Here is a 25576-nt window from a genome sequence, read left to right as displayed (position 1 = left end):
TCTCCAGAAGAGGTTCGAGGTTCGAAGGGACGCGCGGGCGTCAGTCCATCTTGATGTTCGCGGCGCGGATGATGCTGCCGAACTTCGCGCGATCGGCGCTCATCAGGGCCGAGAACTGTTCGGGGTTCCGGATGAAGGGATCCTGCCCCTGCTCCTCCAGCTTGGCCTTGACGTCGGGCATGGCGAGGATCTTCGCGATCTCGGCCGACAGCTTGTCGACGATCGGCTTGGGCGTGCCGGCCGGCACCAGGATGCCGGTCCACGATTTCATGTCGAAGCCCGGCAGGCCCGCCTGCGCGAAGGTCGGCACCTGCGGCAGCGAGGACAGCGGTGTCGCGCCGGTGTAGGCCAGCGCGCGCAGCTTGCCGGCCTTGACCTGGCCGATGACCGACACCGGCACCGAGAACATCGCCTGCACCTGGCCGCCGAGCAGGTCGGTGATCGCGGGGCCGCCGCCCTTGTACGGCACGCTGGTCAGCTTGACGCCGGCCGTCATGTTGAACAGTTCGCCTGCCAGCTGGTTGGCATTGCCGGTGCCCGAGATCGCATAGTTCAAGGCGCCCGGCTTGCTCTTGGCGAGCGCGATCAGTTCCTGCAGGTTCTGCGCCGGCACCGAAGGATGGACCAGCAGCAGGAACTCGCTGCGGTAGAGCGTCGCCACCGGAATGAAGTCCTTGACGCTGTCGTAGGGCAGGTGCGGCAGCAGCAGCGCATTGATGACGTGCGTGCTGGCGGTGAGCAGGATCGTGTAGCCGTCCGGCGCCGACTTGGCCAGCGCCTCGGTGCCGATGATGGTGTTGGCGCCCGGACGGTTGTCGACGATGACCGTCTGGCCCCAGGCCTCGTTGAGCTTCTGCGCCACCAGGCGCGCCACCGGATCCGTGCTGCCGCCGGCGGGGAAGGGCACCAGCAGGCGGATCGGGCGATCGGGGTACGAAGGCGGCGCCGCGACCGCCGCAGGAAGCGCCGCGACGAGCCCCATCCAGAGGCAAGCGAAGCGAAGTATCCGGTGCATATGTTTTCGTTCGAGGCCGATGCATGATAGCGCTAACCTTCGTCAGTCTAGAGAGCGAGGCCCGGGCTGTCAAGCGCGCTGTCACAAGGCCCGCACGAATTGACAATGCACAGGGCGCTACCTACAGTGAAGCTCTCCCCACGCCTTGTTGCGCCACATCCCGTCCACTTCCCACCTTCAAAAATGTTAACGCTAACTAAAGAAGCCGGGGCGACTGCCGTCCCGGCCCATCCGGTCCTCGTCATCGACGTGCTCGCGCAGCGTCTGGCTGCGCGCGGCGTGAAGCGTTTCTTCGGCGTGCCGGGCGGCGATTGCAGCCTCGACCTGATCAGCGCCTGCGCCAAGGTCGGCATCGAGTTCATCCTCGCGCGCACCGAATCGGCGGCCGGCATGATGGCCAGCGTGACCGGCGAGATCACCGGCGCGCCGGGCGTGATCATGGTCACCCGCGGTCCCGGGCTGGCCCATGCGATGAACGGCGTCGCCTATGCCGCGCTCGACCGTGCGCCGCTGCTGGTGCTGGCCGACGGCTACGACGCGCCGCGCATGGACGCGGTGGCGCACCAGCGCTACGACCAGCACGCGATGATCGCGCCGCTCGCCAAGGGCAGCTGCAATCTCGCCGGCAGGGACCCGGGCCGCGACATCGATGCGCTGCTCGATCTCGCGAGCGCCGATCCGCCCGGGCCGGTCTACATCGAGATGCGCGGCGGCGAGATCCGCCGCGAAGCCGAAGCGGTGAGCGAGCCCGCGCCGCGCGCGGTGCGCAAGGCTGCGCCGGTGCAGCTTTCGGACAAGGCCAGGGAACTGCTCTCGGCGGCGCAGCGGCCGATCATCATCGCTGGCCTGCAGGCCAGCGATGCCGCGGCCTCGGCCGCGCTGCGCAAGCTCATGAAGGCCTGGAACTGCCCGGTGCTGGAGACCTACAAGTCGCTCGGCACCGTGTCGGCCGACGAGCCGATGGCCGTCGGCTGCTACACCGCGGGCGCGGCCGATGCCGTGCTGCTGCAGCAGGCCGACCTGGTGCTGCTGTACGGGCTGGACGCGATCGAGTTCCCGGCCCACAAGTGGCTGTACAACGGCCCGATCATCGAGTTCACCTCGCATGATTTCCCGCGCAACATCGTCAAGCCCGAGGTCACGATGACCGGGCCATTGGCCGCATTTGCCGATGCGGTCGCCGGCGTGGTGCGCGGCACCGAATGGAAGGCCGAGGTGCTGGCCGCCGCGCGCGCCGAACTCAAGCAACGCGCCCGCGCCGACAAGGGCGACGGCCCGATCACGCCCCAGGCGCTGGTCGACGCCGTGATCGCCGCGGCGCCCGCGCATGCGCGCATCGCGCTCGATGCCGGCGCGCACATGCTGCCGGTGCTGCACGCGTGGCACGCGACCGAGCCGCGCCAGTCGCTGATCTCGCGCGGCCTCGCCACCATGGCCTTCGCGCTGCCGGCGGCGATCGGCTCGGCGCTCGCGCAGCCGGAACGGCCGGTGATCGCCTTCACCGGCGACGGCGGGCTGATGATGTGCGCCGGCGAGCTGGGCACCGCGGTGCAGTACGGCTGCAAGCTGGTGGTGGTGGTGTTCAACGACGAGAGCCTGACCCTGATCGAGGTCAAGCAGCGGCAGCGCAAGTTCGAACGCGACGGCCTGGATTTCTCGCCGGCCAATTTCGCCAAGGTGGCCGAAGGCTTCGGCTGCCTCGGCCTGCGCGTGGAAAGGCCCGAGGAGCTGGCGCCTGCGATGCAGCGCGCCTTCGCGCACGACGGTCCGGTGCTGATCGACACCGTGGTCAACCCGCACGCCTACACGGCGCAGCTCGCTGCGCTGCGCGGCTGAGCCGCGAACAGAACGAACGGAGACGACAGATGGCATTGCAAGTACGACCCTTGGCGCCGGCGGTCGGCGCGGAGATCGTGGATTTCGATCTTTCGAAGGACTTCGGCGACGACGACTTCGCGCAGATCGAATCGGTGTTCAACGAGCGCGGCCTGCTGCTGTTCCGCAAGCAGCACTTGAGCGAGCAGCGGCACATCGAGATCAGCCAGCGCTTCGGCAAATTGCAGGACCACGTGCTCAAGCCCTTCCTGATCCCGGGCTACGAGCAGACCCTGCGCATCACCAACCTCCTCGACGACGAAGGCGAGCCGCTGGGCATCGGCGATGCGGGCCTGTTCTGGCATTCCGACACTTCGTACACGCAGAACCCGTGCCGCTGCTCGCTGCTGTATTCGATCGAGGTGCCGGCCCGCGAGGGCGAGCGCAGCTACGGCGACACCTTGTTCGCCAGCTTGACTGCCGCCTACGAGGCACTCGACGAGGCCACCAAGGCGCAGATCGCGGACCTGTGCTCGGAGCACTCGTACGGCAAGCACTACGCGCGCATGCAGGCCGCGGGTTCCAAGCGCCCTGACCTCACCGAAGCGCAGAAGCGCGAGGTGCCGAAGGTGGTGCACCCGCTGGTGCGACCGCATCCGATCACGCGCGAGAAGGCGCTGTTCGTCAACGACGGCTACACCACGCACATCATCGGCATGGAAGAGCGCCAGAGCGATGCGCTGCTGAAGAAGCTGGTCGACCAGACCACCCGGCCCGAGTTCACCTACCGGCATCGCTGGAACGAGGGCGACCTGCTGATCTGGGACAACTCATCGACGCAGCATCTCGCGATCGCCGACTATGCGCTGCCGCAGCGGCGGCTGATGCACCGCACCACGGTGCTGGCCGTGTGATGGACGCCGCACGCGATTTCGACTTCTCCGGCCTGAACGCGGTGGTGACCGGTGCCGGCCGCGGCATGGGCCGCGAGATCGCGCTGGCGCTCGGTGCGCGCGGCGCGCAGGTGATCGTCACCGACATCCGTGCCGAGGCCTGCGTCGACACGGCCGACGCGATCGTGCGCGCCGGCGGCAAGGCCAGCGCGCGGCAGCTCGACATCGCTGACATCCCGAAACTGCGCAGCTTCTTCCGCACGCTCGATGAGCCGCTCGACATCGCCGTGTGCGCGGCCGGGATCCTCAAGGTCAAGCCCTTCTTCGAACACGAGGAGGAGGACTGGGATGCGCTGGCGCGCGTCAACCTGAAGGGCACTTTCTTTTCGGTGCAGGAGGCGGCGCGCCACATGGCAGCGCGCGGCCACGGATCGATCGTGACCTTCTCGTCGACCTCGGCCTTCGTGGCCTCGCGCGTGCCCGAGATCGCCTACGACGTGACCAAGGGCGGCATCCGCCAGCTCACGGTGTCGGCCGCGGTGGAACTGGCGCCGCTCGGCATCCGCGTGAACGGCGTCGCGCCGGGCACCATCCTCACGGACTTCAACCGCGCGACGCTCGACACCCCCGAAGCATTGCAGTCGGCCGCCAAGGGCCTGCCGCTGGGCCGCGTCGGCACGCCCGACGACGTGGTGGGCGCGGTGCTCTATCTGTGCTCGCCGATGGCCTCGTATGTGACCGGGCAGTTGCTGGTCGTCGACGGCGGCCGGCTCTGCCGGGCCGGATAACAAGGAGACACCATGCAGTCATCACGGAATATCTCGCGCCGCGACGCCCTCGCGACCCTGGCCCTCGGTGCCGGCGGCGGCCTGCTCGCCGCCAGCGGCAACGCACGGGCCGACAACGCGCCATGGCCGAATCATTCGATTCGCTGGGTGATCCCGTACGCGGCGGGCGGCACCTCGGACATCATCGTGCGCGCCGCCGCGCAGAAGCTGGGCGAACGCTTCGGCCAGGCGGTGATCGTCGACAACAAGACCGGCGCCGGCGGCAACATCGGCACCGACTTCGTCGCCAAGTCGCCGCCCGACGGCTACACCTGGGTGCTCGGCAATCCCGGGCCGATGGCGGTCAACGTCAGCCTCTATGCCAGCCTGCCCTTCGATCCGCAGAAGGACCTGGTGCCGATCACGCTGCTGGTGGCCTATCCGAACCTGATCGTGGCCAACCTCGAGAAGGGGCCGAAGTCGATGCAGGAACTGATCGAGCGCGCCAAGACCGAGCCGATGGCCTATGCGGGCAACGGCGTCGGCACTTCGCTGCACCTGACCGGCGAGCTGCTGGCGCAGACCGCGCACATCAAGCTCACGCACGTGCCGTACCGCGGCGAGGCGCCGGGCCTGACCGACACCATGGCCGGCGTGGTGCCGTTCCAGATCACGCCGATCGCGTCGGGACTGCCGCTGGTCAAGGCCGGCAAGCTGCGCGGGCTCGCGGTGACGGGCGCACAGCGCTCGCCGCTCTTGCCCGACGTGCCGACGGTGGCGGAATCGGGCCTGCCCGGCTTCGAGGTGACCGGCTGGGTCGGCGTGCTGGTGCCGCGCGGAACGCCGCAGCCGATCGTGGACCGGATGGTGAAGGAATTCGACGCCGTGATGAAGCTGCCCGACATCCAGCGCGTGGTGACGAACGACATGGCCTCGTTCGTGCCGACGCTCGGGCCGGCCTACTTCACGCAGTTCATCGCTTCGGAGACGGAGCGCTGGCGCAAGGTCGTGCGCGCCGCGAACCTCAAGGCCGAATAGGCTCAGAGCCCCATCTGCTCGCGGTAGTAGCTGTAGAAGCCGCGGATCAGCGTCTCGGTGACCATGGTGTCCATCGGCTGGTGCTCGGTGCCGCCCATCGTCACCAGCTGCACCGATTCGGGGGCGTGTGCGACCACCGGCTGCATCTTGGCCAGCACCTCGCTGTCGTCGATCGCCACGTAGCCGGCCGGGCCCATGAGGTTGGCCTGCTTGAGGCGCCGGCGGTTCATCGTCTCGTCGTCGTCCTCGAAGCCGTAGTGTGTCCATGCGAGTTCGGTCTCGGAGGCGGACTTCGGGATCAGGTGGCGCAGCGCCAGCGAGTTGCCATGCTGCTGGAAGAAGATCGACGGCATCACCGAGAAATTGATCATCGAGCTGTCGCCCATCTCGTCGACCGGCCGCACCACTTCCATGTCCTCGAGCATGAAGTCGCTCTTCAGATTCGAGAGCTCTTTGGTCACCTCGTTCTGCTGCCCAGCGGTGGCCGCCGAGTAGGTCGAGGCCATGATGCCGTGGCGGCCCTTGAGCGTGGGCACGGCCTTGAAGGCGGTGTCCGTGCGCAGCAGGCCGAAGGTCAGGAAGAAGCTGTGCAGCAGCGTCGCGTGGTACGGATCGCGGCTGTTTTCCAGATAGAGCTTCCAGTTGCTCGGCAGCAGCTGCCGGTTGTAGCCGAGCAGCCGCAGCTTCTTCTTGCCGCGGCCGGTGGCGCGGTCCACGAGGCCGAGGATCTCCTCGCCGAGATAGTCTTCGAGCGACGGCGTCTCGTCGGAGAAGGTGGCCCACACGACGCCGTTGAAGCGCGCCACGCGCAGCTTGCGCAGCCCGTGCTCGGACTTCTTGAAGTCGCGCGGCATGCCGCCCTTGCCCATGGCGCCGCGCAGGAAGGGCAGGCCCAGCAGGTTGCCTTCGAGGTCGTAGTTCCAATGGTGATAGGGGCAGGTGAAGTCCTTCACAACGCCCTTGCTTTCCCAGCACAGCTGCGAGCCGCGGTGCGCGCAGCGGTTCTCGAGCACGTTGATCGCGCCATCGGCACCACGGACCATGACGACCGAACGGGTACCGATCCAGCTGCGCTTGTAGGCGCCAGGTGCTTCGATCTCGCATTCGAGGCCGACGAAGTTCCAGTGCGGGCCGTCGTAGAAGACCTCCATCTCGCGCTGGAACAGCGACGGGTCGGAATAGATCCAGGCCGGGATGCTGGTCTCCGCGGGCTGCGGCCAGCGGCGCATCTGCCAGGTGGAAATCGGTGCCGCGGGGGTGTTCGTGAGGGTGTCCATGCTCGAGCTCTTTTTCAAACCGGAAAGACGAGGGAGGTGCGCACGCGGTAGTTGTCGTACACGCAGACGCGCTCGCGCAATTTCAGCTGACCGGCCTGGCGCACCACGCGGTCCAGGTAGCGGCCCACCATGAAGAGATGCGGCTCGCGGTCGGACAGCGCTTCGAAGATCGCGAAGTTGGCCTGCGCGCGGATCTCGTCCGGCGCCGTCGCGTTCAGGCGCACGCCGCTGACCATGCGGCGCAGGATGCGCGGCTCGAACACCGCGGTCTCGCGGATGGCTGCGACCCGGTCGCGCAGCGAGCCCGCGCCGTGGCAAGCCATGGTGGAGAGCGGCAGGTTTTCCTTGAAGTTCTCCATCGAGACCACGCGGTAGACGCAGTCGTCGGTGAAGAAGCCGGTCCAGCGCTCGAAGTCGAGATCGTCGAGCGCGGCCGCGTAGTCGTCGTACAGGTCGCGCAGTTCGGCGCGCAGGCCGGGTGCGGTGGTGGCCAGGGGAGGGTTCATGTCCATGGTAGATGCCTCGCGGCCTCAGCCGCGCAATGACTTGATCTGTGAGTGGTAGGTCGAAGGGTCGACGATCACGTCGACCACCGTGGTACCGGCGCCGGCCAGCGCCTTCTCGAGCGCGGCGGCCAGCTCGGCCGGCTCGTGGACGCGAACGCCTGCGCAGCCGAAGCCCTTGGCCACCTGCGCGAAGTCGCTCTGCGAATAGTCCATGCCCTTGCGCTCGAAGCCGCGCTGGTTCTGCTTGACGCCGATCATCGCGATCGCCGAATCGTTGAAGACGACGACCGTCAGCCTGCAGCCGGCCTGCGCGGCGGTGGCGAGCTCGCTCGCACACATCATCAGGCCGCCGTCGCCGGTAAAGGCGACCACCGGCCGCGCCGGGTCGGCGAGCGCGGCGCCGATCGCGCTGGGCAGTGCATAGGCCATGGTCGCGAGGCCGCGGGAGATCAGCGCGTCGTACGGATTCTTCGCCTCGAAGAAAGCCACCACCGGCAGCATGTGGGCGCCGGCGTCGACGGTGATGCGGGCGTTCGACGGCAGCAGGCCGCACGCGGTCTGCGCCAGCAGCGTCGGCGTGATGACGCCGTCTTCGAGCGCGATGGCACGCTCGCGCATGTGGGCCTTGAGCGCCTTGATGGCCTCGGGCTTCCACGGGCTGCGCGGCAGGTCCTGCGCGAGCTGTTTGGCGGTGGCCGCGAGGTCGCCGATCAGGGCCACCGCGGGCACATAGTGATTGCGCGGGAAGGGATAGGTGCCGAGGTCGATCACCGCGCCTTCATAGCGCCACGGCTTGGGCAGCAGCTCGATCGGGTCGGTTCCGTACATCAGGATCAGGTCGGCCGATTTCATGGTCTCGGCCTCGGCGCCGCCGGCCATGAAGTGGCCCATCATCAACGCATCGGCATCGGGGATCGAGCCCTTGCCCATGTAGGTGGTGAACACCGGGCACTGCCACTGCGCCGCCAGCGCGCGCAGGCCTTCGGCCGCCTGGGCGCCGCGGGTCTGCAGGCCGGCGATGATGACCGGCCGTCTCGCTGCGGCCATCAGCTTGCGCGCCGCGGCGATGCCTGTCGCTTGCGCGGCCGGCAGCGGTGCGCTGTGCGCAGGCTGGATCGGGAACGAGAGCGCGGGCACGCTGTTGCGCATGCCCTGGCCCGTGACTTCGAGATACACCGGGCCGGCCGGACTGGCCATGGCGAGGTCGAACAGCGGACCCAGCGCGGGCAGCGCGGTCGGGCTTTCGACACGCAGCGAGCCCTTGACGATCGGCTCCAGCACGCGCTGCTGGTCGAAGCGTTGATGGCTCACGAAGGCCTGGTCGTTCTCGTAGCCGTCGCTGATGATGACAATGCCGCAGCGGTCGAGCATCGCGCAGGCGACGCCGTTCACGCCGTTCGCGAGACCGGGCCCGCGGGTGGTCAGCACGACACCGAGCTTGCCCGTCACCTGGTAGGCGGCCGCGGCCATCATGGCGGCCGAATTCTCGCTGCGCGTCAGCACGAAGGCGATGCCGACGGCTTCGGCCGCGTCGATGATGTCCAGGCTGCAGTCGCCGCCGGGAACGCCGTAGATGTGCGTCACGCCGCGCGCCTTGAACTGCGCGACGACGGCAGCTGCGCCCGACAGCTTGCCGTCGATGTCCAGGTCGGTGGAAGAAAGGGTTGTCATGAGGAGGGGATCCTTGCAATGGAAGGGTGGGAGCGGCGGGCCGTCGCCGGCCGTGCCGGCACGCGCAGCGCCGGTGTGCGCTATGTCACCGACAGGATCGTGCGCTGGCGCGGCAGCAACTCGAACTCGTCCTGGTCGGACGTGCTCGCCTTCGGCACGTAGGCCTTGAAGGCATCGACCGAGGTCCAGCGCTCGATCATCACGAAGGTCGCGCAATCGGCGTTGCCGGCGATGTGGAAGCTGTTCAGGCCGGGCGGCAGGCCCAGCGACGGATCGAGGGTGGTCAGGACCTTGCTGATGAAGCCCGGCGCCGTCACGGCCGGCTGGCGCGCGACCCAGGCCGCGAATTCCTGCGCGCGCTCCGGCTTGATGAAACGGCGGATCAGCACGATGCACTCGGACATTTCTTCTCACTCGCTTTCAGAAAAAAGGGGTTCAGCGCTGCGCGCCGTCGAGTCGGGCCACCCAGCCGTCGAGCTCGCGGCTCGCGGCGGGGAAGCGCTTGAGCACATCGGGATCGTGGCCCGGAATGACCCACGCGGGATCGTCGGCGAGGCTGTAGAGCCGCCGATAGCCTTCCAGCATGTCGCCGACGTTGTAGACCACCGGGAAGGGCCGGCTCTGCTCCATATTCGCGTACAGGTGGGACGCGTCGGAGGCCAGCACCAGCCAACCTTGCGCGGTGCGCACGCGCACCACCTGCAGCCCGTCGGTGTGGCCGCCCACGCGGTGCACGCTGAGGCCCGAGGTGATGGACGAATTGCCGTCGTGGAACTGCACGCGGCCGTCGAAGGTGCGCCGCACCATGCTGGCCACGTCCTCGACGTCGAAGGGATGATTGAGCGTCGCGTGGCACATGCAGCGGCCGGTGCAGTAGGCCATCTCGCGGTCCTGCACGTGGTAGCGCGCCTTGGGGAACAGGCCGCGGTTGCCGGCATGGTCGTAGTGCATGTGGGTGACGATCACGTCCTCCACCGAGGCGGGATCGATGCCGATCGCGGCCAGTCCCTGCTCGACCGGCTTGGTGGTGTGGCGCCCGCGCCGCGCGCCGGTCTCGGCGTCGAAGCCGGTGTCGACCACGAAGGTACGCGAAGGGCCCACCACGGCCCAGACGAAATAGCTGAGCGGCATCGGCGTGTCGTGGCTGTCGCCGCCGAGGAAATTGACCGAGGACAGCCGGTCGTGGTGGCCGTACTTGATGGCATAGACCTTGTACGTTTCGTCGCTCGTGGCGGTCATGTTTGGGCTCTCCGAGAAATTTCTTGCAGGTGTCTTGCGGATGATTTTCAGATGGTATGATACCGCTAACAAATCCCGCTGTCTCGTGATTTCAGTACTGACGGAGAACACATGACTCGATCGGCCCGATTTCGCCAGTTGTTCCAGGAAGGCCCATTCGCCTGCCTCGGCGCGCACGATGCCGTGACGGCGCGGATCGCCGAGCAGGCGGGTGCCAAGTCGATCTTCGTGAGTGGCTTCTCCGCCTCGGCCATCATCGCCGGCGAGCCCGATGTCGGGCTGCTGAGCCAGACCGAGATGTTCGAGCACATCCGGCGCATCTGCCGCGTGACCACGGTGCCCGTCTTCGCCGACGCGGATACCGGGTACGGTGGCGTGCTCGATTGCCAGCGCACGATCCGGCTCTGGGAAGAGGCGGGTGCTTCCGCGCTGCACCTGGAAGACCAGGCGGTGCCGAAGAAATGCGGCCACTTCGCGGGCAAGCAACTGGTGCCGAAGGAGGAGATGGTCCAGAAGGTGCGTGCCATGGTCGAGGCGCGCAGCGATCCGGACTTCTTCATCGTCGCGCGGACCGATGCGGTCGCGGTGACGGGGCTCGACGACGCGCTGGATCGGCTCGAGGCGTATGCAGCCGTGGGCGCCGACGGCCTCTACGTCGACGCTCCGACCAGCGTCGAACAACTCCAGGAAATCAGCCGACGGCTCAAGCCGCTGGGCAAGCCGCTGCTGTTCAACATGGCGCGCTCGGGCAAGAGTCCTTATCTTTCGCTGCAGCAATTGCATGAACTGGGCTTCGATTACGCGCTGTGCCCGATCGAGTCGGTGTTCGCGATGCACAAGGCAGTGAAGGAAATGATGGAGACTTTCCTGCGCGAAGGTTCGACCGATTCGATCGCCCACCTGATCACGCCTTTCGACGAATTCAATCGCTTCATCGGCCTCGACGCCGCCGTCGCGCGCGAGAAGAGTTTCGCGTAGCGCCGCTTTCGCACGACAACTAAAAGGAGACAACAGGATGATCCGTTACCTGACCGCGCTGGTCGCCGGCCTCGCGCTCGCACTGCCTGCCGCCGCGCAGGACTATCCCACCAAGCCGATCAAGATCATCGTTGCGAGCGCCGCGGGCGGCGCCTCCGACATCCTGTCGCGCCTCGTCGCCGAGAAGATGTCGGTCGCCTACGGCCAGCCGGTGTTGGTCGAGGCCAAGCCCGGCGCCAACGGCAACATCGCCGCGGAGTTCGTGGCCGCAGCGCCGCCGGACGGCTACACGCTGATGATGGGCACCATCGGCGCGCTGGCGATCAATGCATCGATGTACAAGAACGTGCGCTACGACCCGCTCAAGGATTTCGCTCCGGTCGCGCGGCTGGTGTCCTTCTCCAACCTGCTGGTGGTCAAGTCGGCGCTGCCGGTGCACAACGTCAAGGAACTGATCGCCTATGCGAAGGCGCATCCCAATGAGCTGCATTTCGGCTCGCCTGGCGCCGGCGGTTCGCCCCACATGTCGATGGTCCAGTTCGCGCAGATGGCGCACCTCCAGATGGTGCACGTGCCGTACAAGGGCGCCGCGCCGACGCTGACCGACCTGATGGGCGGCTACATCGACCTCGCGTTCAGCGATCCGCTGCTGACGCAGCCGCACCTGCAGGGCGGGCGCATCCGCGCGCTCGCGGTCAGCGGCAGCCGCCGCTTGCCCTCGCTGCCGAACATTCCGACCGTGGCGGAGGCCGGCGTGCCGGGGTACGAGGTCAGCGGCTGGCTCGGCATCGCGGCGCCCGCGAACACGCCGCCGGCCATCGTGGCCAAGCTGAACAAGACGCTGAACGAGGCGATGGCCATGCCCGACATGCAGGCGAAGATGAAGGACATGGGCGCCGAGGTCATCACGACCACGCCAGCCGAATTCGGCACCTTCATGGCCTCGGAGTTCACGCGCTGGAAGAAGGTCATCGTGGAAGGCAATCTCGTCGCCGACTGAGATGGCACGTTGGCATCCAGTCAGGCGACCTGCGTAGCGTGTCGGCCGGTCCGCATGGTCTTTCCCTGCGGCGCCGGTGGGTCGAACGACGTCCAGAAGCCGCGGGCGGCCCATCAAGCAGCCCATTACGCTCTACCTGCGCTTGCCGATGCCGCTTTGCGTAACGGCGCCGCTTCTGATGGTGGACGACGGGTGGCTGTGCGACGCGGGCTGATCGTGGGCGTGCGAACGTGACGAGGATTTGCCTCGAGAGTCCCGGCCCGCACGCGACCGGTATGATTTGGTCGATCGACTAAACAGTATGAGCGCCTCCGTCAAATCCCCCGCCACGCGATCGATATCGACCTCCGCATCCGGCACGCCGGACTCGGCCGCCGATGGGGTCGACTCGTTTTCAGTGCAATGAGTGACGGTAAGGGCACCGCCAAGAATGCGGCCTCCCAAGCATCGCCACTTCTAAGTCCTTGTCCCACCTTGAGATTCTGTTACCCCCAATTGCCTCGCGGGACGGCCCGATCTGTGGTCGATTTCAGGCTCCGGCGCTCTTTTTCGCTGCAGTTTGTGACGGTAGGAGCTGATCGGCGTAGCGCTCGATGGGAAACCGAAACACTCCGCGAAGATTGATGCCTTCCAGTCGCGTGGGCGCGATCCGCCCCATCAGCTCGGCTGGGACGATTTGGCGCCGATTTGTCCACCGATCGAGCACCGCCTGCATCTGCGCGGTGTTCCATGCCATCACGATGTTGGCGAGCAAGCTCAAGGCGTCGGCCACGGCCTGCATCTCGTCGACACGCCTGGCCTGCGCTGGACTGATCCGCCCGGTGTAGATGGCGCGCTTCAAGGCGTTGACCGCTTCGCCGCGGTTGAGCACCCGATGCAGCTCGCGACGGAACGCCGCGTTGACGAAGTAGTCCGCCAGGAAGGCCGTGCGCAACAGCCTGCCAAGCTGCACGCCGGCCTCATAGATCGGGTCAGACTTGGAGGCCGATCCGAAGCGCGCGATCACCGCCACTGCGCTGGCGTGCCCGGACATCACCGACGCTGTGAGGTGAACGAGCGCGTCTCAGTGCGACGCAATGAGCGAAGCATCCACGTTGGCTACGCACACCGATGCGATGTCCGCCGGAATCGGCATGCCACGGGGAACATAGAGCTGTCGTTGCTTCAGATCCTTCAGCCGCGGGCATAGATCGAAGCCCAACAGGCGAGACAGACCCATCGCGAAGTCGGTGTAGCCGTGGGAATCCACGGCGAGCTGAGAAGTTGTGATCCGCTCCTGCCGCACGACGCCTTCGATCGCCACGCCGGCTTGGCGTTCGTTCAGCACAAAGGGTTGCGCGTGAAAGATGCCCCATCGATCTCCCACATGGGAGTAGATGCCGATCGAGGGCGTGTTGCGCCGCGGATCCAGGCGGGCCTGCCACACACGCTTGGTGGTCTCCATGCTCATCATGTCCGAGGAGGCAAGGTCAGAGCGGCCCCACGTCGTTGCAATGGGATGGCCTTGCATGAACTCCAGCACCGCTTGGCAGGCTTGCCCCAGTCGGCGTTCGTCGCCGGCCCAGCGCATGCTTTGGCGGATGCTCCGGGCCGACAGCTGCGGCATCATGCGTGCGCAATCGGCAGCCGTGAGGCTGGTGCCGTGGGCGAGGATGCCGGCGTAGGCCATCAGCAGTTCGCCGGCCGAGCGCGGCTCGCGCCCCAGCATGATCCAGCTGAAACGAACTTGCGCGTCAACGGCCAGGATCACCTCGGGCAATTGCACCTCGCCGATGCGCTGGTCGAATCTGGCGCGCAGCTTGCCGACCTCCGGATCTTCATCGTCCGCCAGGAGCGCCGAGAGGTGCAATTCATCGTCGATGCGCAGCACGCCGGAACGGGCGGCGATGGCCACCGCTTGGACGCCAGCATGCACGCGCACCAGGAGCGGAACAAGGAATCCCTCCGGGTCGGCCGGCAGCGACAGCCGGGCGTAGTGCCGCTTGGCTTCGGCCTGCCAGCGCTCGGCGGGTAGGAACAGGCGCTCTCGGCCACGAAACGTCAGGCTGTGCTCGATCCACACCGAGCCGTTGCGCACGGATCGACGCAGGGCAAAAAGCGTGGCTACTTCCAGCGCCCGGAAGGCGCGCTCGCGGTCGTAGCCCGAGACCGCATCGCGCCAGACCGATCCGAGCTGGGGCGAAACGCGCTCTGGCAGGCTCCTGGCGTTTCGAGCGTACAGATCGCGCAGCTTGGCCAGTGATTCGATGACCGGGTGGTCGCCGGTCGCCTGCCATGGCAACTTGGCGATTGCCACCAGCAGGGATCGCACTGGGCGGATGGCCTCGATCAGGCGCTCCCGCACGAGCGATGCCCGCCCGGGCGGGCGACGCTGTCGGTGGCTCGCGACCAAAGCCGCCAACCCAGCCCTCAATTCCGAGTCTGGAATCCCACCCTCGGCGCTCATGCTCGTCAATTCGTTGAGCAGCGATCGATAAAGGTCAGCCCAGTTGACGGTGTCGCCGACACTATCGGCGGCCTGACGCCACAGGTCGGCCACGCGGCGCTGAACCATCAGGATCAGTTGATCGGTGGCGGTCAGCAGGCAGTAGCGCAGGAAGCAGGCGACCTCTACGGTGCGGGCTGGTTCCCTGATCTTGGCGCCGGCCGAAGGAGGTCTGGAGGCCAAACGAAGTGCGTAGCGCCGCACGATGAGGTCGGGCAGGGCGCCGAGAAATTTATGAACGTCAAGGCCGTAAAGCCAGGTGATCCGTTCGAGCGCCTCGCTGATCTGGCGCGTCGAGTGCCGAGCCGGCGCCGCCCACAGCCAGCTTTGATGGGTCAAGCCGGTCGCGTGAGGCTGCGCGATCATTCGGCACCACTGCGTCACCGTCTCTGCAGGCACCTCGCTTCGTATGGAAGTCGATGTCTCGGCCTCGAAACGGGCGAGGGCGGCAGCGATCAAGGCGCGGATTGCCCGGTCGTGGACGATCAGCAGTCGATGCTCATACAGCCAGCGTCGCGCAAACACGATGAGTTGCTCGCGATCGGCGCAGCGGGCGACCTCGTCACTCATCAACCGCACCAGGGCGCGTCGCTGGTGGCCGCGTTTCGTCGCGCGCTACCGCGTCGGTGTGGTGGAGCTTGACCCTGGACCGCCCCACGTGCCATGAGCCAAGTTTGGGACGCACTGAAGGCTACAAGCGAGCCGATGGGTGCAGACCGGAAAACGAGCACGTGGTAGCAACGGCGAAGCCATCCTCTCGGATAGGAGAGGCCGTCATGCCGCAGGTCAGTGGAAAAGTCGAGACACGGCTTCGGCGATCGGTTCCGAGCGCATGTAGTGCAGCGGTGGTGAATCTTCGTCGCTGGCCTGTTGGTGAACCAGCAGCGCAGCGAGGCCCGTGGCTGTCGCCGAACCGCGCGTCGGCATCGGACCGCGAGAGTAGTCGACGACGCGTGGCGTGTCGCCGGCTTGCCCGAGCCAGACGATCGTCCAATAGAAGTGGCCGGCGATCGGCTGATCGACTGTCAGTTCAAGTCCGTTCTTCATGGCTGCCCTTCTTTGGTTAGTGCGAATGGGCTCATTTGGCGCCAGGACTGTCTGCGCAGGGTAGGTAGAAATTCACGGCCTGGCGCGGACCCGCTCGATTGCTCGGGATGCAGTGATTAAGTTGACGCCCGTGGTGCCCTCGTAGTGGCACGCGGTCCCATGACAGCTCGAGACATCAAAGGGTGTCCTTGAACCAATCCCAGATCATTTCCTGCCCCGGTGTCGGGTTGTCCGCTTGGCAGTGAGCGGCGCCGGTCTCCTCCCCGCGGATTACCCTGAGCTCCACAGCGACTCCCACTGCGCGTGCGAAGTCGAAGGCATCGCGCGCCGTCTGCACGCCCAGGAAGTCGTGCTCGCCCTGAACGGTGATTCACGGCTGAGGCACCAAGCAAGACGGTTGCCAACGTCATCGAGGGTTGGTATGATGTATCCTACTTTTGGAGATTGCCATGCAGATCACCACCCTTTCCGGCCAGGAGTTCAATCGCGATTCCAGCGGCGCCCGGCGCGCCGCGCAGAATGGTCCTGTCTTCATTACCGATCGCGGCCGCCCGGCTCATGTGCTGCTCGCGATCGAGGAGTACCAGCGCCTGGCCGGTCCGCGCGCGAGCATCGCCGAATTGCTGGCGATGCCGGGTGGCGAAGACCTCGAGTTCGAAGCACCGCGCTTCGAGCCTGTCTTTCCGCCGGCGGACCTGAGCTGATGTACCTGCTCGACACCAATGTGGTCTCGGAATTGCGAAGGGCCTCGCGCGCGGACCCGCGCGTCTTGGCCTGGGCGCACGGCGTGCCGACAGCCGCGCTGTTCATCTCGGTGATCACCTTGCTCGAATTGGAGAAGGGGGTCTTGCTGGCCGAGCGCCGCGATCCGATTCAAGGCGCCATGCTCAGGGCCTGGCTTTCGGGGCAAGTGGAACCAAGCTTCGCCGATCGAACGCTGGTGATCGATGCGGCGACCGCCAAGCGCTGCGCGGCCCTACATGTGCCGAACCCGCGCCCGGACCGTGACTCGCTGATCGCCGCGACGGCGCTGGAACATGGCTTCGCGGTCGTGACGCGCAACGTCGCCGATTTCGCCGGCACCGGCGTCGCTGTGCTCGATCCCTGGCTGTCTTAGCGACAGCTTCAACATCAAGCTCAAGCAGTGAGAGGAGGTTTTCTTGAACATCGAGACGCTTCGAATCCGACACACGCGCGATCGCTTAGACAAGCCGCTCGTGATCGTGGTCAATATGCCCGGGGAAGGGATGGAAGCGTATCCCGAGCAGCTGCGCCGATTCGCTGCGGCGCTTGTCCAGGCTGCGGCCGATTGCGAGGCACGCGATACCCGCGGCAAGCATTTCGTGGAGAAGACGGTCGCATACGCGCTCGCGCCGCCTGCAGAAAGATGAATCGATCGAAGCTCGGGGCCACGCGTCAGCGCGTCATCCCGTAGCCACTGAACACATGGAGGCCTGAGGACCTCGCAAAAATTCCTCACCGCGCCGGCGGCTCCGGCAATCCTGACAGGAGCAGCATCACGAGCGAGATGGCTCTGGTGCGAATTTTCCACACAGCCGGCCAACTTCGCGAGAGCGTTTTGCCGGTCAGGTTGAAAGCACCGCATTGCAAATTGCAGGCGCGGCTTGGCCATTGAGGCGCAGCCGGCGAAGGTTGAGCTGTTCCTTGCGGATGCGATACAGCAACTCCACGCCGGCGATCGTCACCGCCGCGCGATGCCGTAGGTCGCGGACCAAGGCCCTGCAGAGCTACACGCTTCGGGGCCGTAATGTGCTTGGATTCAAGCCCCCCAAGCCTCCTACCTGCGTGAGTGCTGCGCGACGTACTCCTTCAGCGCTCCGTCCATACGGGACTGCCAGCCCTCGCCGGTGGCGCGAAAGAAGTCCACGACCTCCCTGCTGTACCGCACCGACAGCAGCACCTTGCTCGATGCCGAGCGCGGTCGGCCGCCACGGTTCACCGTCGCCCGGGCCAGCATGTCGTCCGTCAATTCCGGCAACTCATCGTATTCCAATGCCTCCCCTTGTGGGCATCCACCTTCGCCAGATCAGACCCCAAGCTGCGGACCGATCCGCTCTTGTTCGCGTTCATTGGCTTTCCTCATGCTGAAGATATGGCGATCCGCGACACGCGCGGGTGTATCCGACCACGACCATGCGCCCTGCCAGGAGGCCGAAGCAGATGATTCGGATTTCACCGTAGTCCTTGCGGTCGTCTTCAACCTCCAAGGTATTGCCCTCGAACACAATGGCGGCATCAGCGAAATCCAGACCCCGCTCGGCAAGCGTCTTGGCTCGCTTGACGGGGTCGAAGGTCATCTGCATAGGTTATTGCAGCTACACAAACCATCTGGCGCAAGGCCACTTTTCGCACGAATTGGGCGCCCCGACTCCGTGATCAGATCGGTCAGGCCCGGTGTTGTCTATGAGCGCTTGGCACCGAGAAGCAAGGCCTTTGCGGCTTCTATCCGCAAAGCCAGAGGCGCCGTCTCGTCGTTCATGACGCCTCTGAGAAAACGTACCGGATCTGCGTCCACTTGCTCGCACGTCCGCACTTCGGCCCGCGCGGGTACCTTCAAGGCAACTGGTTCGCGAGACTCACTCACTTCGATTGCACCAAGCTGGCTCAACGCGGCTTCGAATGCAACCTGTTGAATGGGCTCGAGCGCGCGCAGAAGCGTTGCCTGGCCTTCGGCGTTGGGAGGAAAGTCCAGCCACGGCGTATCGGCAAACACCGATGCCAAATCGGGGGCGACGAAAGCCGACCAGCGATCCGGGCTGATCTCGACGGGCGGCGCAACCGGGAATTTGGCCGTCTCGGTCATCCAACGTACGAGGGTCGACCCGAGGTCTGACAGGTACCGTGCACGGAGACCCTGCAGAAAAAGCTCGCCGGCATTCGGCGAAATCGGCGCGGCCAGGGAGAACCACAGCTGCAGTCCGTCGACGCCCGAGACCGCAATGGCAGGTGCAGGAAGGCCGAGATCCGATTGGGCACCCTTCCAGACCGAAGAAAGCTGTCTCCAACTCGCGGGTAGCGCCAACTCCAGCACCAAGGCTCGGATGCCACGCTGGCGCCCTTCATGTCCGACGCTCGGGGTGGCGCCATCTGCGGCTTTCGCGCCCAGTCCGTACAGGCGATCAAGTTCAAATTGCAATTGGCTCATACCGACCATGCTAGTCGACGATGTTTTCGCGCCGTATTTCTCGCAACCTGCGAACGTCCACTGTCGGCATTGGAGGAGGGCCCAGAACGGACCCGGTCATCCGGCTCGGCGCGTCGGACGCGCGTATGTCGATTGCCGACCTAGTCCATCCTCCTCGACCGATGAGAATTTGAGTCATACCCAACCGCCCCCGGAAAATCTTCGATGCCGAGGCCAGTTTCGCCTGGGCGACGTGCCCTTAAGCAACGAGTTCGCCAAGCACACCGACGGGGAAGCCCACGCCACGCGTTGGCGATGGCGTGACAACAAGCGCTCATCCCGGAGAACAACTATTTCGTTCCGCTTCGTCGACGCGTATTCCAAACGCGATCCTCCGCGGCGTCAAACTTGTTCTTCCGGCAGATGAACCGTCAGGCCATCGAGTTCTGCGGTCATTCTGATCTGGCAGCAAAGCCGGCTGGTCTCGCGTGGCTGCGGAACGCCCTCGAGCATGAAGGCTTCGGTCTCGGAGACCGGCGGCAGCCTGTCCGACCATGCGGCATCGATGTAGCCATGGCAGGTTGCGCAGCTGCAGGATCCTCCGCAGTCACCGAGGATTCCTTGCACCGAGCCGTCCAGTGCGATCTGCATCAGGCTGCGCCCGACGGCGGCTTCCACGCGACGGATCGTTCCGTCGTGTTCCATGTAGATAACGGTTGGCATGTCTCTTGACCCTTGTTTCTGGCAAATCCGTGTTGAACGCTGTTGACTTAGTCCGACGCGACGGTCTATTATTGCGCCAACAGACATTTCGAACAACCAGCCGTCGATGAGCACAGAGGACGGTCACGGAGATTGCGGCTTGAACACTTCCGCCCAGGTCATTCCCATCCACAAGTCGCCACCGCCGAACCGCGCGTGGGATCAACTGATCCAGTCCGAGCACGTCCATGGCTCGCTCTACACGGACCCGGACATCTATCAGGCCGAGCTGCAGAAGATCTGGTTCCGCACCTGGGTCTACGTCGGTCACGAGAGCGAACTGCCCAGGCCGAACGACTATGTGCAGAAGTCGATCGGCCCGGAGCCGATCCTCATGACCCGCGACAAGGACGGAAAAATCCACTTGCTGCACAACCGCTGCCCGCACCGCGGCAACCGCGTATGCATGCACGAGAAGGGCAGCGCTCGTTCGTTCACCTGTCCCTACCACGGCTGGACCTTCTCCAACGATGGTTCGCTGCGCGGCTACCCGTTTCCGTCGGGCTACGAGGGCGTCGACCGGACGCAACTGGGTCTGGGCAAGGTCGCGCGCGTCGCGTCCTACCGCGGCTTCGTTTTCGGGTCGTTTGCAGCGGAAGGCCCCACCCTCGAGGAGCATCTGGGCGCGGCGAAGGAGTCGATCGACCTGCTGTGCAGCAACTCGCCCGACAACGAGGTCGAGGTCACGGCGGGCTTCCTCAAGCACAAGGTGAAGTCGAACTGGAAGTTCCTGGTCGAGAACGAGACCGACGGCTACCACCCTTCGTTCGTCCACGCGTCGATCTTCGAGGTTGCGCAAAGCGGCATCGGATCGCTCTACAGCGCGGAGTCCACGGCGGTGTCGCGCTACATGGGCAATGGCCATACCGAGAACGACCTGCGTCCGGAGTTCCGCAAGCGCGGCAGGCCGATGAGCTGGTTCAACACGACGGCCGAGCGGCTGCCCGACTACACCCAGCGCATGGAAGCCGCCTATGGGGCGGAAAAGGCCCGGCAGATCATGATCGAAGGCACGCCGCACGTGATGATCTTTCCGAACCTCTTCATTGCGGAGATTCAGCTCTTCGTGCTGCAGCCGCTGGCCGTCAACGAGACCGTGCAACACGTGACTGCGATCCAGTTCAAGGGTGCGCCGGACCTCAATCGCCGGATGCGCCAGCAGACCATGGGATCGGTCGGGCCGGCCGGCTTCCTGCTTGCGGACGATGCCGAGATGTACGAGCGCACGCAGCTTGGCGTGCAGGCCAGCAATCCGGAATGGCTTTTCCTCGGTCGCGGCAAGAAGCGCGAGCGCAAGGACGAGAACGGCTTCCTGGTGGGTGACGCCACCGACGAGACGCCCTCGCGCGGCATCTGGCGGCACTATCGTTCGATGATGGAGGCGGCTTGATGCACGGCTTCGCAACGCACGAGCGCAGCTTGATCGAAGCGGTGACGCAGTTCATCTACCGCGAGGCGCGCCTGCAGGACGATCATCAGTACGACGAGTGGGAAAAGCTCTGGACCGACGATGGCATCTACTGGATACCGGCGAACGGCGAAGGGACCGACCCGGAGAACGAGATGTCGATCATCTACGACAACCGCTCGCGCATCTCGCTTCGCATCCGGCAGTTCCATACGGGCAAGCGCTTCAGCCAGACGCCGCGTTCGCGGCTGCGCCGGATCGTCTCGAACATCGAAATTCTCGACCAGGGCGACGAACACGTGCTGGTGACTTCCAACGCCATGGTGTTCGAGTCGCACATTCGGGGCGACACCATCTGGGCTTCGCGCAACGAATACAAGCTGCGCCTCACGGCCGACGGCATCCGGATGGCCCTGAAGAAGGTGGTCCTCGTCAACAACGAGACCGCCCTCTACTCCATGGCTTTCCTGATCTGACCCATCCGCTGCGCCGGCGACGACCTCAGAAGAAAAGGACACGCATGACCCGAGACATACATCCCGCGCCCCAGGCGCTCGTCAGCGAAGGCGCGGTCCTGCTGGACCTGCATGCCGACGGCGTTGCGCATATCCGGCTGAATCGCCCGGATGCGGCCAACGGTCTCGACCTCGAACTGCTTCAGGCCTTGCATGCGGTGACGGTGCAGGTCCACGGCGACGGCCGCGTGCGTGCCGTGCTGATCACCGGCGAGGGGAAGAACTTCTGCGCCGGTGGCGATGTGCATGCCTTCCTGTCGAAAGGCGAGGCGCTGCCCGACTACATCCGAACGACGACGGCCTACCTTCAGATGGTGGCGCAGTTGCTGATGCGCCTGAATGCGCCGGTCGTCAGTGCGGTTCATGGCTACGCGGCGGGCGGCGGCGGCATGGGCCTGGTCTGTTCGTCCGACCTGGTGCTTGCCGGCGTCTCGGCCAAATTCCTCACCGGCGCCACCCGCGTGGCGATGGTGCCCGATGCCGGCGTCTCGGTGACCTTGACGCAACTCGTCGGTTTCAGGAAGGCCATGGAATTGCTGCTGCTCAATCCTGTCATCGATGCGGCCACGGCCCTGTCGATGGGACTCATCTCGCGTGTCGTGCCCGACGATCGGCTGGTGGAAGAGGCGATGGGACTGGCGCGCCAGCTGGCAGCCGGCGCGCCCGCGGCGCTCGCCAACACCAAGCGGCTGCTGTGGAACGGCATCGGGCAGGGCGTGGACGCCTGCATGCCCGAGGAGAACGCGGCGCAGGCCCGTCTTTCGGGCATGGCCGATGCGCTGGAAGGGCTGTCGGCAGTGATCGAGAAGCGCCGTCCCGTCTTCAAGGGACGCTGAATGATGCCGAACGGCTTGAGTCTCACGGGCCGGCGCGCGTTCGTCACCGGCGGTGCGCGCGGCATCGGCGAGGCCATCGCGCGCCGGCTCGCCGCACAGGGCGCCGAGGTGGTCATCGCGGATCTGGACGGTGCTGCGGCCGCGCGGCTCGCCGAGGAGATCGGCGCCTCGGCCGTCGCGCTCGACGTCACCGATCTCGCGCGCGTGGCCCGGGTGATCGCCGACACCGGACCCTTCGCGATCCTCGTCAACAACGCGGGCGTCGACCAGCACGCATTCTTCACGAAGACGACGCAGGAGGACTGGCGGCGATTGCTCGCCGTCAACCTCGAGGCGGTGTTCGCAACCACCCACGCGGCCTTGCCGGCCATGCAGGCCGCGGGCCATGGTCGCATCGTCAACATCGCCTCGGAGGCCGGGCGCATGGGATCGCGCGGCGGTGCCGTGTATGCCGCCGCGAAGGGCGGGGTGATCGCGTTCACGCGCTCGATCGCCCGGGAGAACGGGCGCAAGGGCATCACGGCCAATGCGATCGCGCCCGGCCCGGTCGACACGCCCCTGCTTCGGCAGGCGGTCGCCGGCGGACCGCGAGGCCTGCTCGACGCCATGACCTCGGCGACCTTGACCGGCCGCCTCGGCACGCCGGACGAAGTGGCCGCGGCCGTGGCCTTCCTCGCTTCCAACGAGGCGGCCTTCATCACCGGCGAGACCCTCGGCGTGTCCGGCGGCATGGGCTGCGGTCAATGAGCGGCGTCGAAGGCGCGGCCACCCGGCCGATCGATGCCGTCATCGCCCGCGTGCGGGCGGTGTATGGCCGCTGGGGCCGTGGCACCACCGTGCAGCAGATGCGGGCGGACTGGGATCGGCTGTTCGCGGCGCCGCCGGATCTCGACGCCAGGGTCGAGCCTGTCGACGCGAACGGCGTTCCTGCAGAGTGGATCTCGCCGCCAGGCGAGGCCACCGATGGCGCCGTGTTGTACTTCCATGGCGGAGGCTTCCAGGTCGGCTCGCTCGCATCGCATCGCGAGCTGATGGCCTGCATCGCGGCCGCTTCGGGTTGTCGCGTGCTGGGCGTCGGGTATCGCCTGGCACCTGAACACCGCTATCCGGCGGCCCTCGACGACGCGCGCACCGCCTATGCATGGCTTCTTTCGCGGCAGCGCAAGGGCGCAGCCTCCATCGCGCTGGCCGGCGACTCCGCCGGCGCCGGTCTCGCGCTCTCGCTGATGCTGTCCCTTCGCGATGCCGGAGCGCCTTTGCCGGCGGCGGCGTTGCTGATGTCGCCCTGGACGGACCTCAGCGCATCGGGTGCGAGCTACGAGACACGCGCCGATGCCGATCCGATCCACCAGCGGGCCATGATTCTCGCAATGGCGAGAGGCTACCTGGGCAAGGACGGCGATGCCCGCGTCCCGTACGCATCGCCGCTCTTCGGGCAACTGTCCGGGCTGCCGCCGATGCTGGTGCAGGTGGGAGACCGCGAGACGGTGCGCAGCGATGCCACCGACTTCGTCGACAAGGCTTGCGCTGCCGGAGTCGACGCGCGGATCGAGGTCTGGGACGACATGATCCATGTGTTCCAGCAGTTTCCCCATGACCTGGCCGAGGCGCGCCAGGCATTGCAGTCCGCGGGCGCTTTCCTGCGCGCGCGGCTTTCATCCCCTCTTCGAGTGAGATAGGAAAACGGTATGTCTGGAACAAGAGTGGAGGCGCTCGGCATCGTCGGCTTCGGGGGCTATGTGCCACGACTGCGGATGAGTCGCCGCGCCGTGGTCGAGGCCAATGCCTGGTATGCGCCGGGCCTGGCCGGCAAGGGCAAGGGCACGCGTTCGCTGGCCAACTGGGACGAGGACAGCATCACGATGGCCGTCGCCGCGGCGCGCGACTGCCTGGGTGCGTCGGAAGACCGTGCGCATGTCGGCGGCCTGTTGCTGGCGTCGAGCACGCTGCCGTTCGCCGAGCGCCTCAACGCGGGCATCGTGTGCGAGGCGCTCACCCTGGATGAAAGCGTCCAGGCTGCCGACATGGGGGGCTCGCAGCGCGCCGGGCTGGTTGCGCTCGGTCAGGCGCTGGCGACGGCCAGGTCCGGTGGCGGCGATGTGCTGGTGGTGGCATCCGACTGCCGCAAGGCTGCGCCCGCGAGCACCCAGGAGCTCGACTATGGCGACGGTGCCGCCGCGCTGCTGATCGGCACTCGCAACGTGCTGGCCGACTACCTCGGCGGCCACGCGCTGTCGGTGGACTTCGTCGACCACTTCCGGGCCGCTGGCGAAGACATCGACTACCACTGGGAGGAGCGCTGGGTCCGTGATGAAGGCATTGCGAAGCTGGTGCCGCGCGCCATCGCTGCGGCGCTGGCCGACGCCGGGCTCGATGCCGCGCAGGTCGACCACTTCATCTTTCCCTCGGTCTTCCGGAAGATCGATGCGCAAGTGGCCAAGCGCTGCGGCATCCGGCCGGAAGCGGTGGTCGACGCGCTGGCCGCCGAGGTCGGCGATACCGGCATCGCGCACGCCATGCTGCTGCTCGCCCAGGTGCTGGAGCGCGCGCGGCCGGGCGAGGTCATCCTCGTTGCGCAGTTCGGCAGCGGCGCACAGGCGCTGGCGTTCCGCGTGACGCAGGCCATCGATTCGTTCAAGCCGGCGCGCGGTGTCAGCGGCTGGATCGCGCGCGGTCTCGAGGAACACAATTACACGCGCTTCCTGTCCTTCAAGGACCAGCTGCAACTGGAGCGCGGGATGCGCGGCGAGCAGGATCGCAAGACCGCATTGAGCACGGCCTATCGCCACCGGACGGCCTTGCTCGGCCTGGTCGCCGGACGGTGCGAAGTGACGGGCTCGGTGCATTTTCCCCCGTCGCGCCTCTCCTACGACCAGGGCCGGCCGCTGCAGGACACGCAGAAGCCCTACAAGCTCGCCGAGCGCAAGGGCGCGGTGCTGAGCTGGTCCGCCGAGACGCTGTCCTTCCACCGGTCGCCGCCGCACACCTACGGGCAGGTCGACTTCGAAGGCGGCGGCCGCATCCTCATGGAGTTCACCGATGTGGACCCGGGCGACATCGCCGCCGGCACCAAGCTCGAGTTCGTCTTCCGCATCAAGGACATCGACGACCGGCGCGGCTACACGCGCTATTTCTGGAAAGGCACCCCGACGCGTGCCGCTGCGCAACGCAAGGAGTAA

The 25576-nt window shown here is 66.3% G+C and carries 26 protein-coding genes and 1 pseudogene; 15 read left to right on the top strand and 12 right to left on the bottom strand.

All coding sequences use genetic code 11. The features are described from left to right. Positions 1-40: 40 nt before the first annotated feature. Positions 41-1015 carry a tripartite tricarboxylate transporter substrate binding protein gene (locus tag E5P2_RS33340; protein ID WP_162571354.1) on the bottom strand — a complete coding sequence of 325 codons (975 nt, stop codon included), beginning with the start codon at positions 1013-1015 and terminating at the stop codon, positions 41-43. A 183-nt stretch (positions 1016-1198) separates the two neighbouring features. Here E5P2_RS33340 and E5P2_RS33335 point away from each other — a divergent pair, with 183 nt between their 5' ends. Genes E5P2_RS33335 through E5P2_RS33320 form a run of 4 tightly spaced genes read left to right on the top strand, consistent with a single transcriptional unit; the run spans position 1199 to position 5528 of the window. Continuing rightward, positions 1199-2851, top strand: a complete 1653-nt coding sequence (locus E5P2_RS33335) for a thiamine pyrophosphate-binding protein (protein WP_162571353.1) — start codon at positions 1199-1201, stop codon at positions 2849-2851. 29 nt (positions 2852-2880) lie between these two features. Then, positions 2881-3744, top strand: a complete 864-nt coding sequence (locus E5P2_RS33330; protein ID WP_162571352.1) for a TauD/TfdA dioxygenase family protein — start codon at positions 2881-2883, stop codon at positions 3742-3744. After that, positions 3744-4511 carry an SDR family NAD(P)-dependent oxidoreductase gene (locus E5P2_RS33325; protein ID WP_162571351.1) on the top strand — a complete coding sequence of 256 codons (768 nt, stop codon included), beginning with the start codon at positions 3744-3746 and terminating at the stop codon, positions 4509-4511. Before E5P2_RS33330 ends, E5P2_RS33325 begins: the two co-directional genes overlap by 1 nt. Before the next feature lie 12 nt (positions 4512-4523). Continuing rightward, entirely contained in the window at positions 4524-5528 is a 1005-nt protein-coding gene (locus E5P2_RS33320) for a Bug family tripartite tricarboxylate transporter substrate binding protein (protein ID WP_162571350.1), read from the top strand. A 2-nt stretch (positions 5529-5530) separates the two neighbouring features. Here the strand turns inward: E5P2_RS33320 and E5P2_RS33315 are convergent, their stop codons facing one another. From E5P2_RS33315 to E5P2_RS33295, 5 genes are all read right to left on the bottom strand, one after another. Next, positions 5531-6805: an aromatic ring-hydroxylating oxygenase subunit alpha gene (locus E5P2_RS33315; RefSeq protein WP_162571349.1), complete on the bottom strand. Its 1275-nt coding sequence runs from the start codon at positions 6803-6805 to the stop codon at positions 5531-5533. A 14-nt stretch (positions 6806-6819) separates the two neighbouring features. Then, positions 6820-7317, bottom strand: coding sequence for an aromatic-ring-hydroxylating dioxygenase subunit beta (locus E5P2_RS33310; protein WP_232080970.1), 498 nt, complete (start codon positions 7315-7317; stop codon positions 6820-6822). 18 nt (positions 7318-7335) lie between these two features. Continuing rightward, positions 7336-8982 carry a thiamine pyrophosphate-binding protein gene (locus E5P2_RS33305; protein WP_162571348.1) on the bottom strand — a complete coding sequence of 549 codons (1647 nt, stop codon included), beginning with the start codon at positions 8980-8982 and terminating at the stop codon, positions 7336-7338. Between the two features lie 80 nt (positions 8983-9062). Then, positions 9063-9386 carry an antibiotic biosynthesis monooxygenase gene (locus E5P2_RS33300; RefSeq protein ID WP_162571347.1) on the bottom strand — a complete coding sequence of 108 codons (324 nt, stop codon included), beginning with the start codon at positions 9384-9386 and terminating at the stop codon, positions 9063-9065. 31 nt (positions 9387-9417) lie between these two features. After that, positions 9418-10221, bottom strand: coding sequence for an N-acyl homoserine lactonase family protein (locus E5P2_RS33295; RefSeq protein WP_162571346.1), 804 nt, complete (start codon positions 10219-10221; stop codon positions 9418-9420). 111 nt (positions 10222-10332) lie between these two features. On the opposite strand from E5P2_RS33295, the gene E5P2_RS33290 reads away from it, so the two are divergent. Continuing rightward, positions 10333-11199 carry an isocitrate lyase/PEP mutase family protein gene (locus tag E5P2_RS33290; RefSeq protein WP_162571345.1) on the top strand — a complete coding sequence of 289 codons (867 nt, stop codon included), beginning with the start codon at positions 10333-10335 and terminating at the stop codon, positions 11197-11199. Between the two features lie 37 nt (positions 11200-11236). Further along, the gene (locus E5P2_RS33285; RefSeq protein ID WP_162571344.1) at positions 11237-12199 is read left to right on the top strand and encodes a Bug family tripartite tricarboxylate transporter substrate binding protein; all 963 of its coding nucleotides are present in this window, start codon (positions 11237-11239) and stop codon (positions 12197-12199) included. A gap of 529 nt (positions 12200-12728) precedes the next feature. Here the strand turns inward: E5P2_RS33285 and E5P2_RS33280 are convergent. Together E5P2_RS33280 and E5P2_RS33275 are read right to left on the bottom strand one after the other, a co-directional pair. Next, positions 12729-15281 (bottom strand): annotated as a pseudogene (locus tag E5P2_RS33280) (Tn3 family transposase); the annotation flags it as partial. Positions 15282-15470: 189 nt separating this feature from the next. Continuing rightward, positions 15471-15731: a hypothetical protein gene (locus tag E5P2_RS33275; protein WP_162571343.1), complete on the bottom strand. Its 261-nt coding sequence runs from the start codon at positions 15729-15731 to the stop codon at positions 15471-15473. Between the two features lie 449 nt (positions 15732-16180). Here E5P2_RS33275 and E5P2_RS33270 point away from each other — a divergent pair, with 449 nt between their 5' ends. From E5P2_RS33270 to E5P2_RS33260, 3 genes are read left to right on the top strand one after another with little or no spacing between them, the layout of a single operon-like run. Next, complete coding sequence (locus E5P2_RS33270; protein ID WP_162571342.1) at positions 16181-16435, top strand: type II toxin-antitoxin system Phd/YefM family antitoxin; 255 nt, start codon at positions 16181-16183, stop codon at positions 16433-16435. Further along, positions 16435-16848 (top strand): type II toxin-antitoxin system VapC family toxin, encoded by a 414-nt coding sequence (locus tag E5P2_RS33265; RefSeq protein ID WP_162571341.1) that lies wholly within the window; start codon positions 16435-16437, stop codon positions 16846-16848. The genes E5P2_RS33270 and E5P2_RS33265 overlap by 1 nt, the downstream gene beginning before the upstream one ends. A gap of 43 nt (positions 16849-16891) precedes the next feature. Continuing rightward, positions 16892-17122, top strand: coding sequence for a hypothetical protein (locus tag E5P2_RS33260; RefSeq protein ID WP_162571340.1), 231 nt, complete (start codon positions 16892-16894; stop codon positions 17120-17122). Between the two features lie 407 nt (positions 17123-17529). On the opposite strand, the gene E5P2_RS38000 is transcribed toward E5P2_RS33260, so the two are convergent. The 4 genes from E5P2_RS38000 to E5P2_RS33240 all read right to left on the bottom strand — a co-directional run bounded on the left by E5P2_RS38000 (position 17530) and on the right by E5P2_RS33240 (position 19581). Next, positions 17530-17745, bottom strand: a complete 216-nt coding sequence (locus tag E5P2_RS38000; RefSeq protein WP_332107577.1) for a BrnA antitoxin family protein — start codon at positions 17743-17745, stop codon at positions 17530-17532. 73 nt (positions 17746-17818) lie between these two features. Continuing rightward, entirely contained in the window at positions 17819-18049 is a 231-nt protein-coding gene (locus E5P2_RS33250) for a BrnT family toxin (RefSeq protein WP_332107576.1), read from the bottom strand. 104 nt (positions 18050-18153) lie between these two features. After that, positions 18154-18897, bottom strand: a complete 744-nt coding sequence (locus tag E5P2_RS33245) for a hypothetical protein (protein ID WP_162571339.1) — start codon at positions 18895-18897, stop codon at positions 18154-18156. Between the two features lie 381 nt (positions 18898-19278). After that, a complete protein-coding gene (locus E5P2_RS33240; RefSeq protein WP_332107580.1) occupies positions 19279-19581 on the bottom strand; it encodes a 2Fe-2S iron-sulfur cluster-binding protein in 303 nt (100 codons plus the stop codon). 178 nt (positions 19582-19759) lie between these two features. On the opposite strand from E5P2_RS33240, the gene E5P2_RS33235 reads away from it, so the two are divergent. The 6 genes from E5P2_RS33235 to E5P2_RS33210 are packed head-to-tail and all read left to right on the top strand — an operon-like array spanning position 19760 to position 25576. Then, positions 19760-21028, top strand: coding sequence for an aromatic ring-hydroxylating oxygenase subunit alpha (locus E5P2_RS33235; RefSeq protein WP_232081012.1), 1269 nt, complete (start codon positions 19760-19762; stop codon positions 21026-21028). Continuing rightward, positions 21028-21522, top strand: coding sequence for an aromatic-ring-hydroxylating dioxygenase subunit beta (locus tag E5P2_RS33230; RefSeq protein WP_162571336.1), 495 nt, complete (start codon positions 21028-21030; stop codon positions 21520-21522). The genes E5P2_RS33235 and E5P2_RS33230 overlap by 1 nt, the downstream gene beginning before the upstream one ends. Positions 21523-21566: 44 nt before the next feature. After that, a complete protein-coding gene (locus E5P2_RS33225; protein WP_162571335.1) occupies positions 21567-22397 on the top strand; it encodes an enoyl-CoA hydratase/isomerase family protein in 831 nt (276 codons plus the stop codon). Further along, a complete protein-coding gene (locus E5P2_RS33220) occupies positions 22398-23144 on the top strand; it encodes an SDR family NAD(P)-dependent oxidoreductase (RefSeq protein ID WP_443083573.1) in 747 nt (248 codons plus the stop codon). Beyond that, positions 23141-24076: an alpha/beta hydrolase gene (locus E5P2_RS33215; protein ID WP_162571333.1), complete on the top strand. Its 936-nt coding sequence runs from the start codon at positions 23141-23143 to the stop codon at positions 24074-24076. The genes E5P2_RS33220 and E5P2_RS33215 overlap by 4 nt, the downstream gene beginning before the upstream one ends. 9 nt (positions 24077-24085) lie before the next feature. Further along, positions 24086-25576, top strand: coding sequence for a hydroxymethylglutaryl-CoA synthase family protein (locus E5P2_RS33210; protein WP_162571332.1), 1491 nt, complete (start codon positions 24086-24088; stop codon positions 25574-25576).

Origin of the sequence: Variovorax sp. SRS16 (assembly GCF_901827165.1) — a bacterium.
GTDB lineage: Bacteria > Pseudomonadota > Gammaproteobacteria > Burkholderiales > Burkholderiaceae_C > Variovorax.
Note: the sequence above shows the minus strand (reverse complement) of the source record. Positions and strands in the feature narration are given on the sequence as shown.

Coding starts and splice junctions, on each gene's coding strand:
- E5P2_RS33295 (WP_162571346.1), bottom strand. CDS start 10,221: ATGACCGCCACGAGCGACGAAACGTACAAGGTCTATGCCATCAAGTAC.
- E5P2_RS33265 (WP_162571341.1), top strand. CDS start 16,435: ATGTACCTGCTCGACACCAATGTGGTCTCGGAATTGCGAAGGGCCTCG.
- E5P2_RS33275 (WP_162571343.1), bottom strand. CDS start 15,731: ATGAAGAACGGACTTGAACTGACAGTCGATCAGCCGATCGCCGGCCAC.
- E5P2_RS33305 (WP_162571348.1), bottom strand. CDS start 8,982: ATGACAACCCTTTCTTCCACCGACCTGGACATCGACGGCAAGCTGTCG.
- E5P2_RS33285 (WP_162571344.1), top strand. CDS start 11,237: ATGATCCGTTACCTGACCGCGCTGGTCGCCGGCCTCGCGCTCGCACTG.
- E5P2_RS33335 (WP_162571353.1), top strand. CDS start 1,199: ATGTTAACGCTAACTAAAGAAGCCGGGGCGACTGCCGTCCCGGCCCAT.
- E5P2_RS33245 (WP_162571339.1), bottom strand. CDS start 18,897: ATGAGCCAATTGCAATTTGAACTTGATCGCCTGTACGGACTGGGCGCG.
- E5P2_RS33210 (WP_162571332.1), top strand. CDS start 24,086: ATGTCTGGAACAAGAGTGGAGGCGCTCGGCATCGTCGGCTTCGGGGGC.
- E5P2_RS33220 (WP_443083573.1), top strand. CDS start 22,398: ATGATGCCGAACGGCTTGAGTCTCACGGGCCGGCGCGCGTTCGTCACC.
- E5P2_RS33250 (WP_332107576.1), bottom strand. CDS start 18,049: ATGACCTTCGACCCCGTCAAGCGAGCCAAGACGCTTGCCGAGCGGGGT.
- E5P2_RS33290 (WP_162571345.1), top strand. CDS start 10,333: ATGACTCGATCGGCCCGATTTCGCCAGTTGTTCCAGGAAGGCCCATTC.
- E5P2_RS33310 (WP_232080970.1), bottom strand. CDS start 7,317: ATGGACATGAACCCTCCCCTGGCCACCACCGCACCCGGCCTGCGCGCC.
- E5P2_RS33340 (WP_162571354.1), bottom strand. CDS start 1,015: ATGCACCGGATACTTCGCTTCGCTTGCCTCTGGATGGGGCTCGTCGCG.
- E5P2_RS33225 (WP_162571335.1), top strand. CDS start 21,567: ATGACCCGAGACATACATCCCGCGCCCCAGGCGCTCGTCAGCGAAGGC.
- E5P2_RS33215 (WP_162571333.1), top strand. CDS start 23,141: ATGAGCGGCGTCGAAGGCGCGGCCACCCGGCCGATCGATGCCGTCATC.
- E5P2_RS33325 (WP_162571351.1), top strand. CDS start 3,744: ATGGACGCCGCACGCGATTTCGACTTCTCCGGCCTGAACGCGGTGGTG.
- E5P2_RS33230 (WP_162571336.1), top strand. CDS start 21,028: ATGCACGGCTTCGCAACGCACGAGCGCAGCTTGATCGAAGCGGTGACG.
- E5P2_RS33240 (WP_332107580.1), bottom strand. CDS start 19,581: ATGGAACACGACGGAACGATCCGTCGCGTGGAAGCCGCCGTCGGGCGC.
- E5P2_RS33270 (WP_162571342.1), top strand. CDS start 16,181: ATGCAGATCACCACCCTTTCCGGCCAGGAGTTCAATCGCGATTCCAGC.
- E5P2_RS33320 (WP_162571350.1), top strand. CDS start 4,524: ATGCAGTCATCACGGAATATCTCGCGCCGCGACGCCCTCGCGACCCTG.
- E5P2_RS33315 (WP_162571349.1), bottom strand. CDS start 6,805: ATGGACACCCTCACGAACACCCCCGCGGCACCGATTTCCACCTGGCAG.
- E5P2_RS33300 (WP_162571347.1), bottom strand. CDS start 9,386: ATGTCCGAGTGCATCGTGCTGATCCGCCGTTTCATCAAGCCGGAGCGC.
- E5P2_RS33330 (WP_162571352.1), top strand. CDS start 2,881: ATGGCATTGCAAGTACGACCCTTGGCGCCGGCGGTCGGCGCGGAGATC.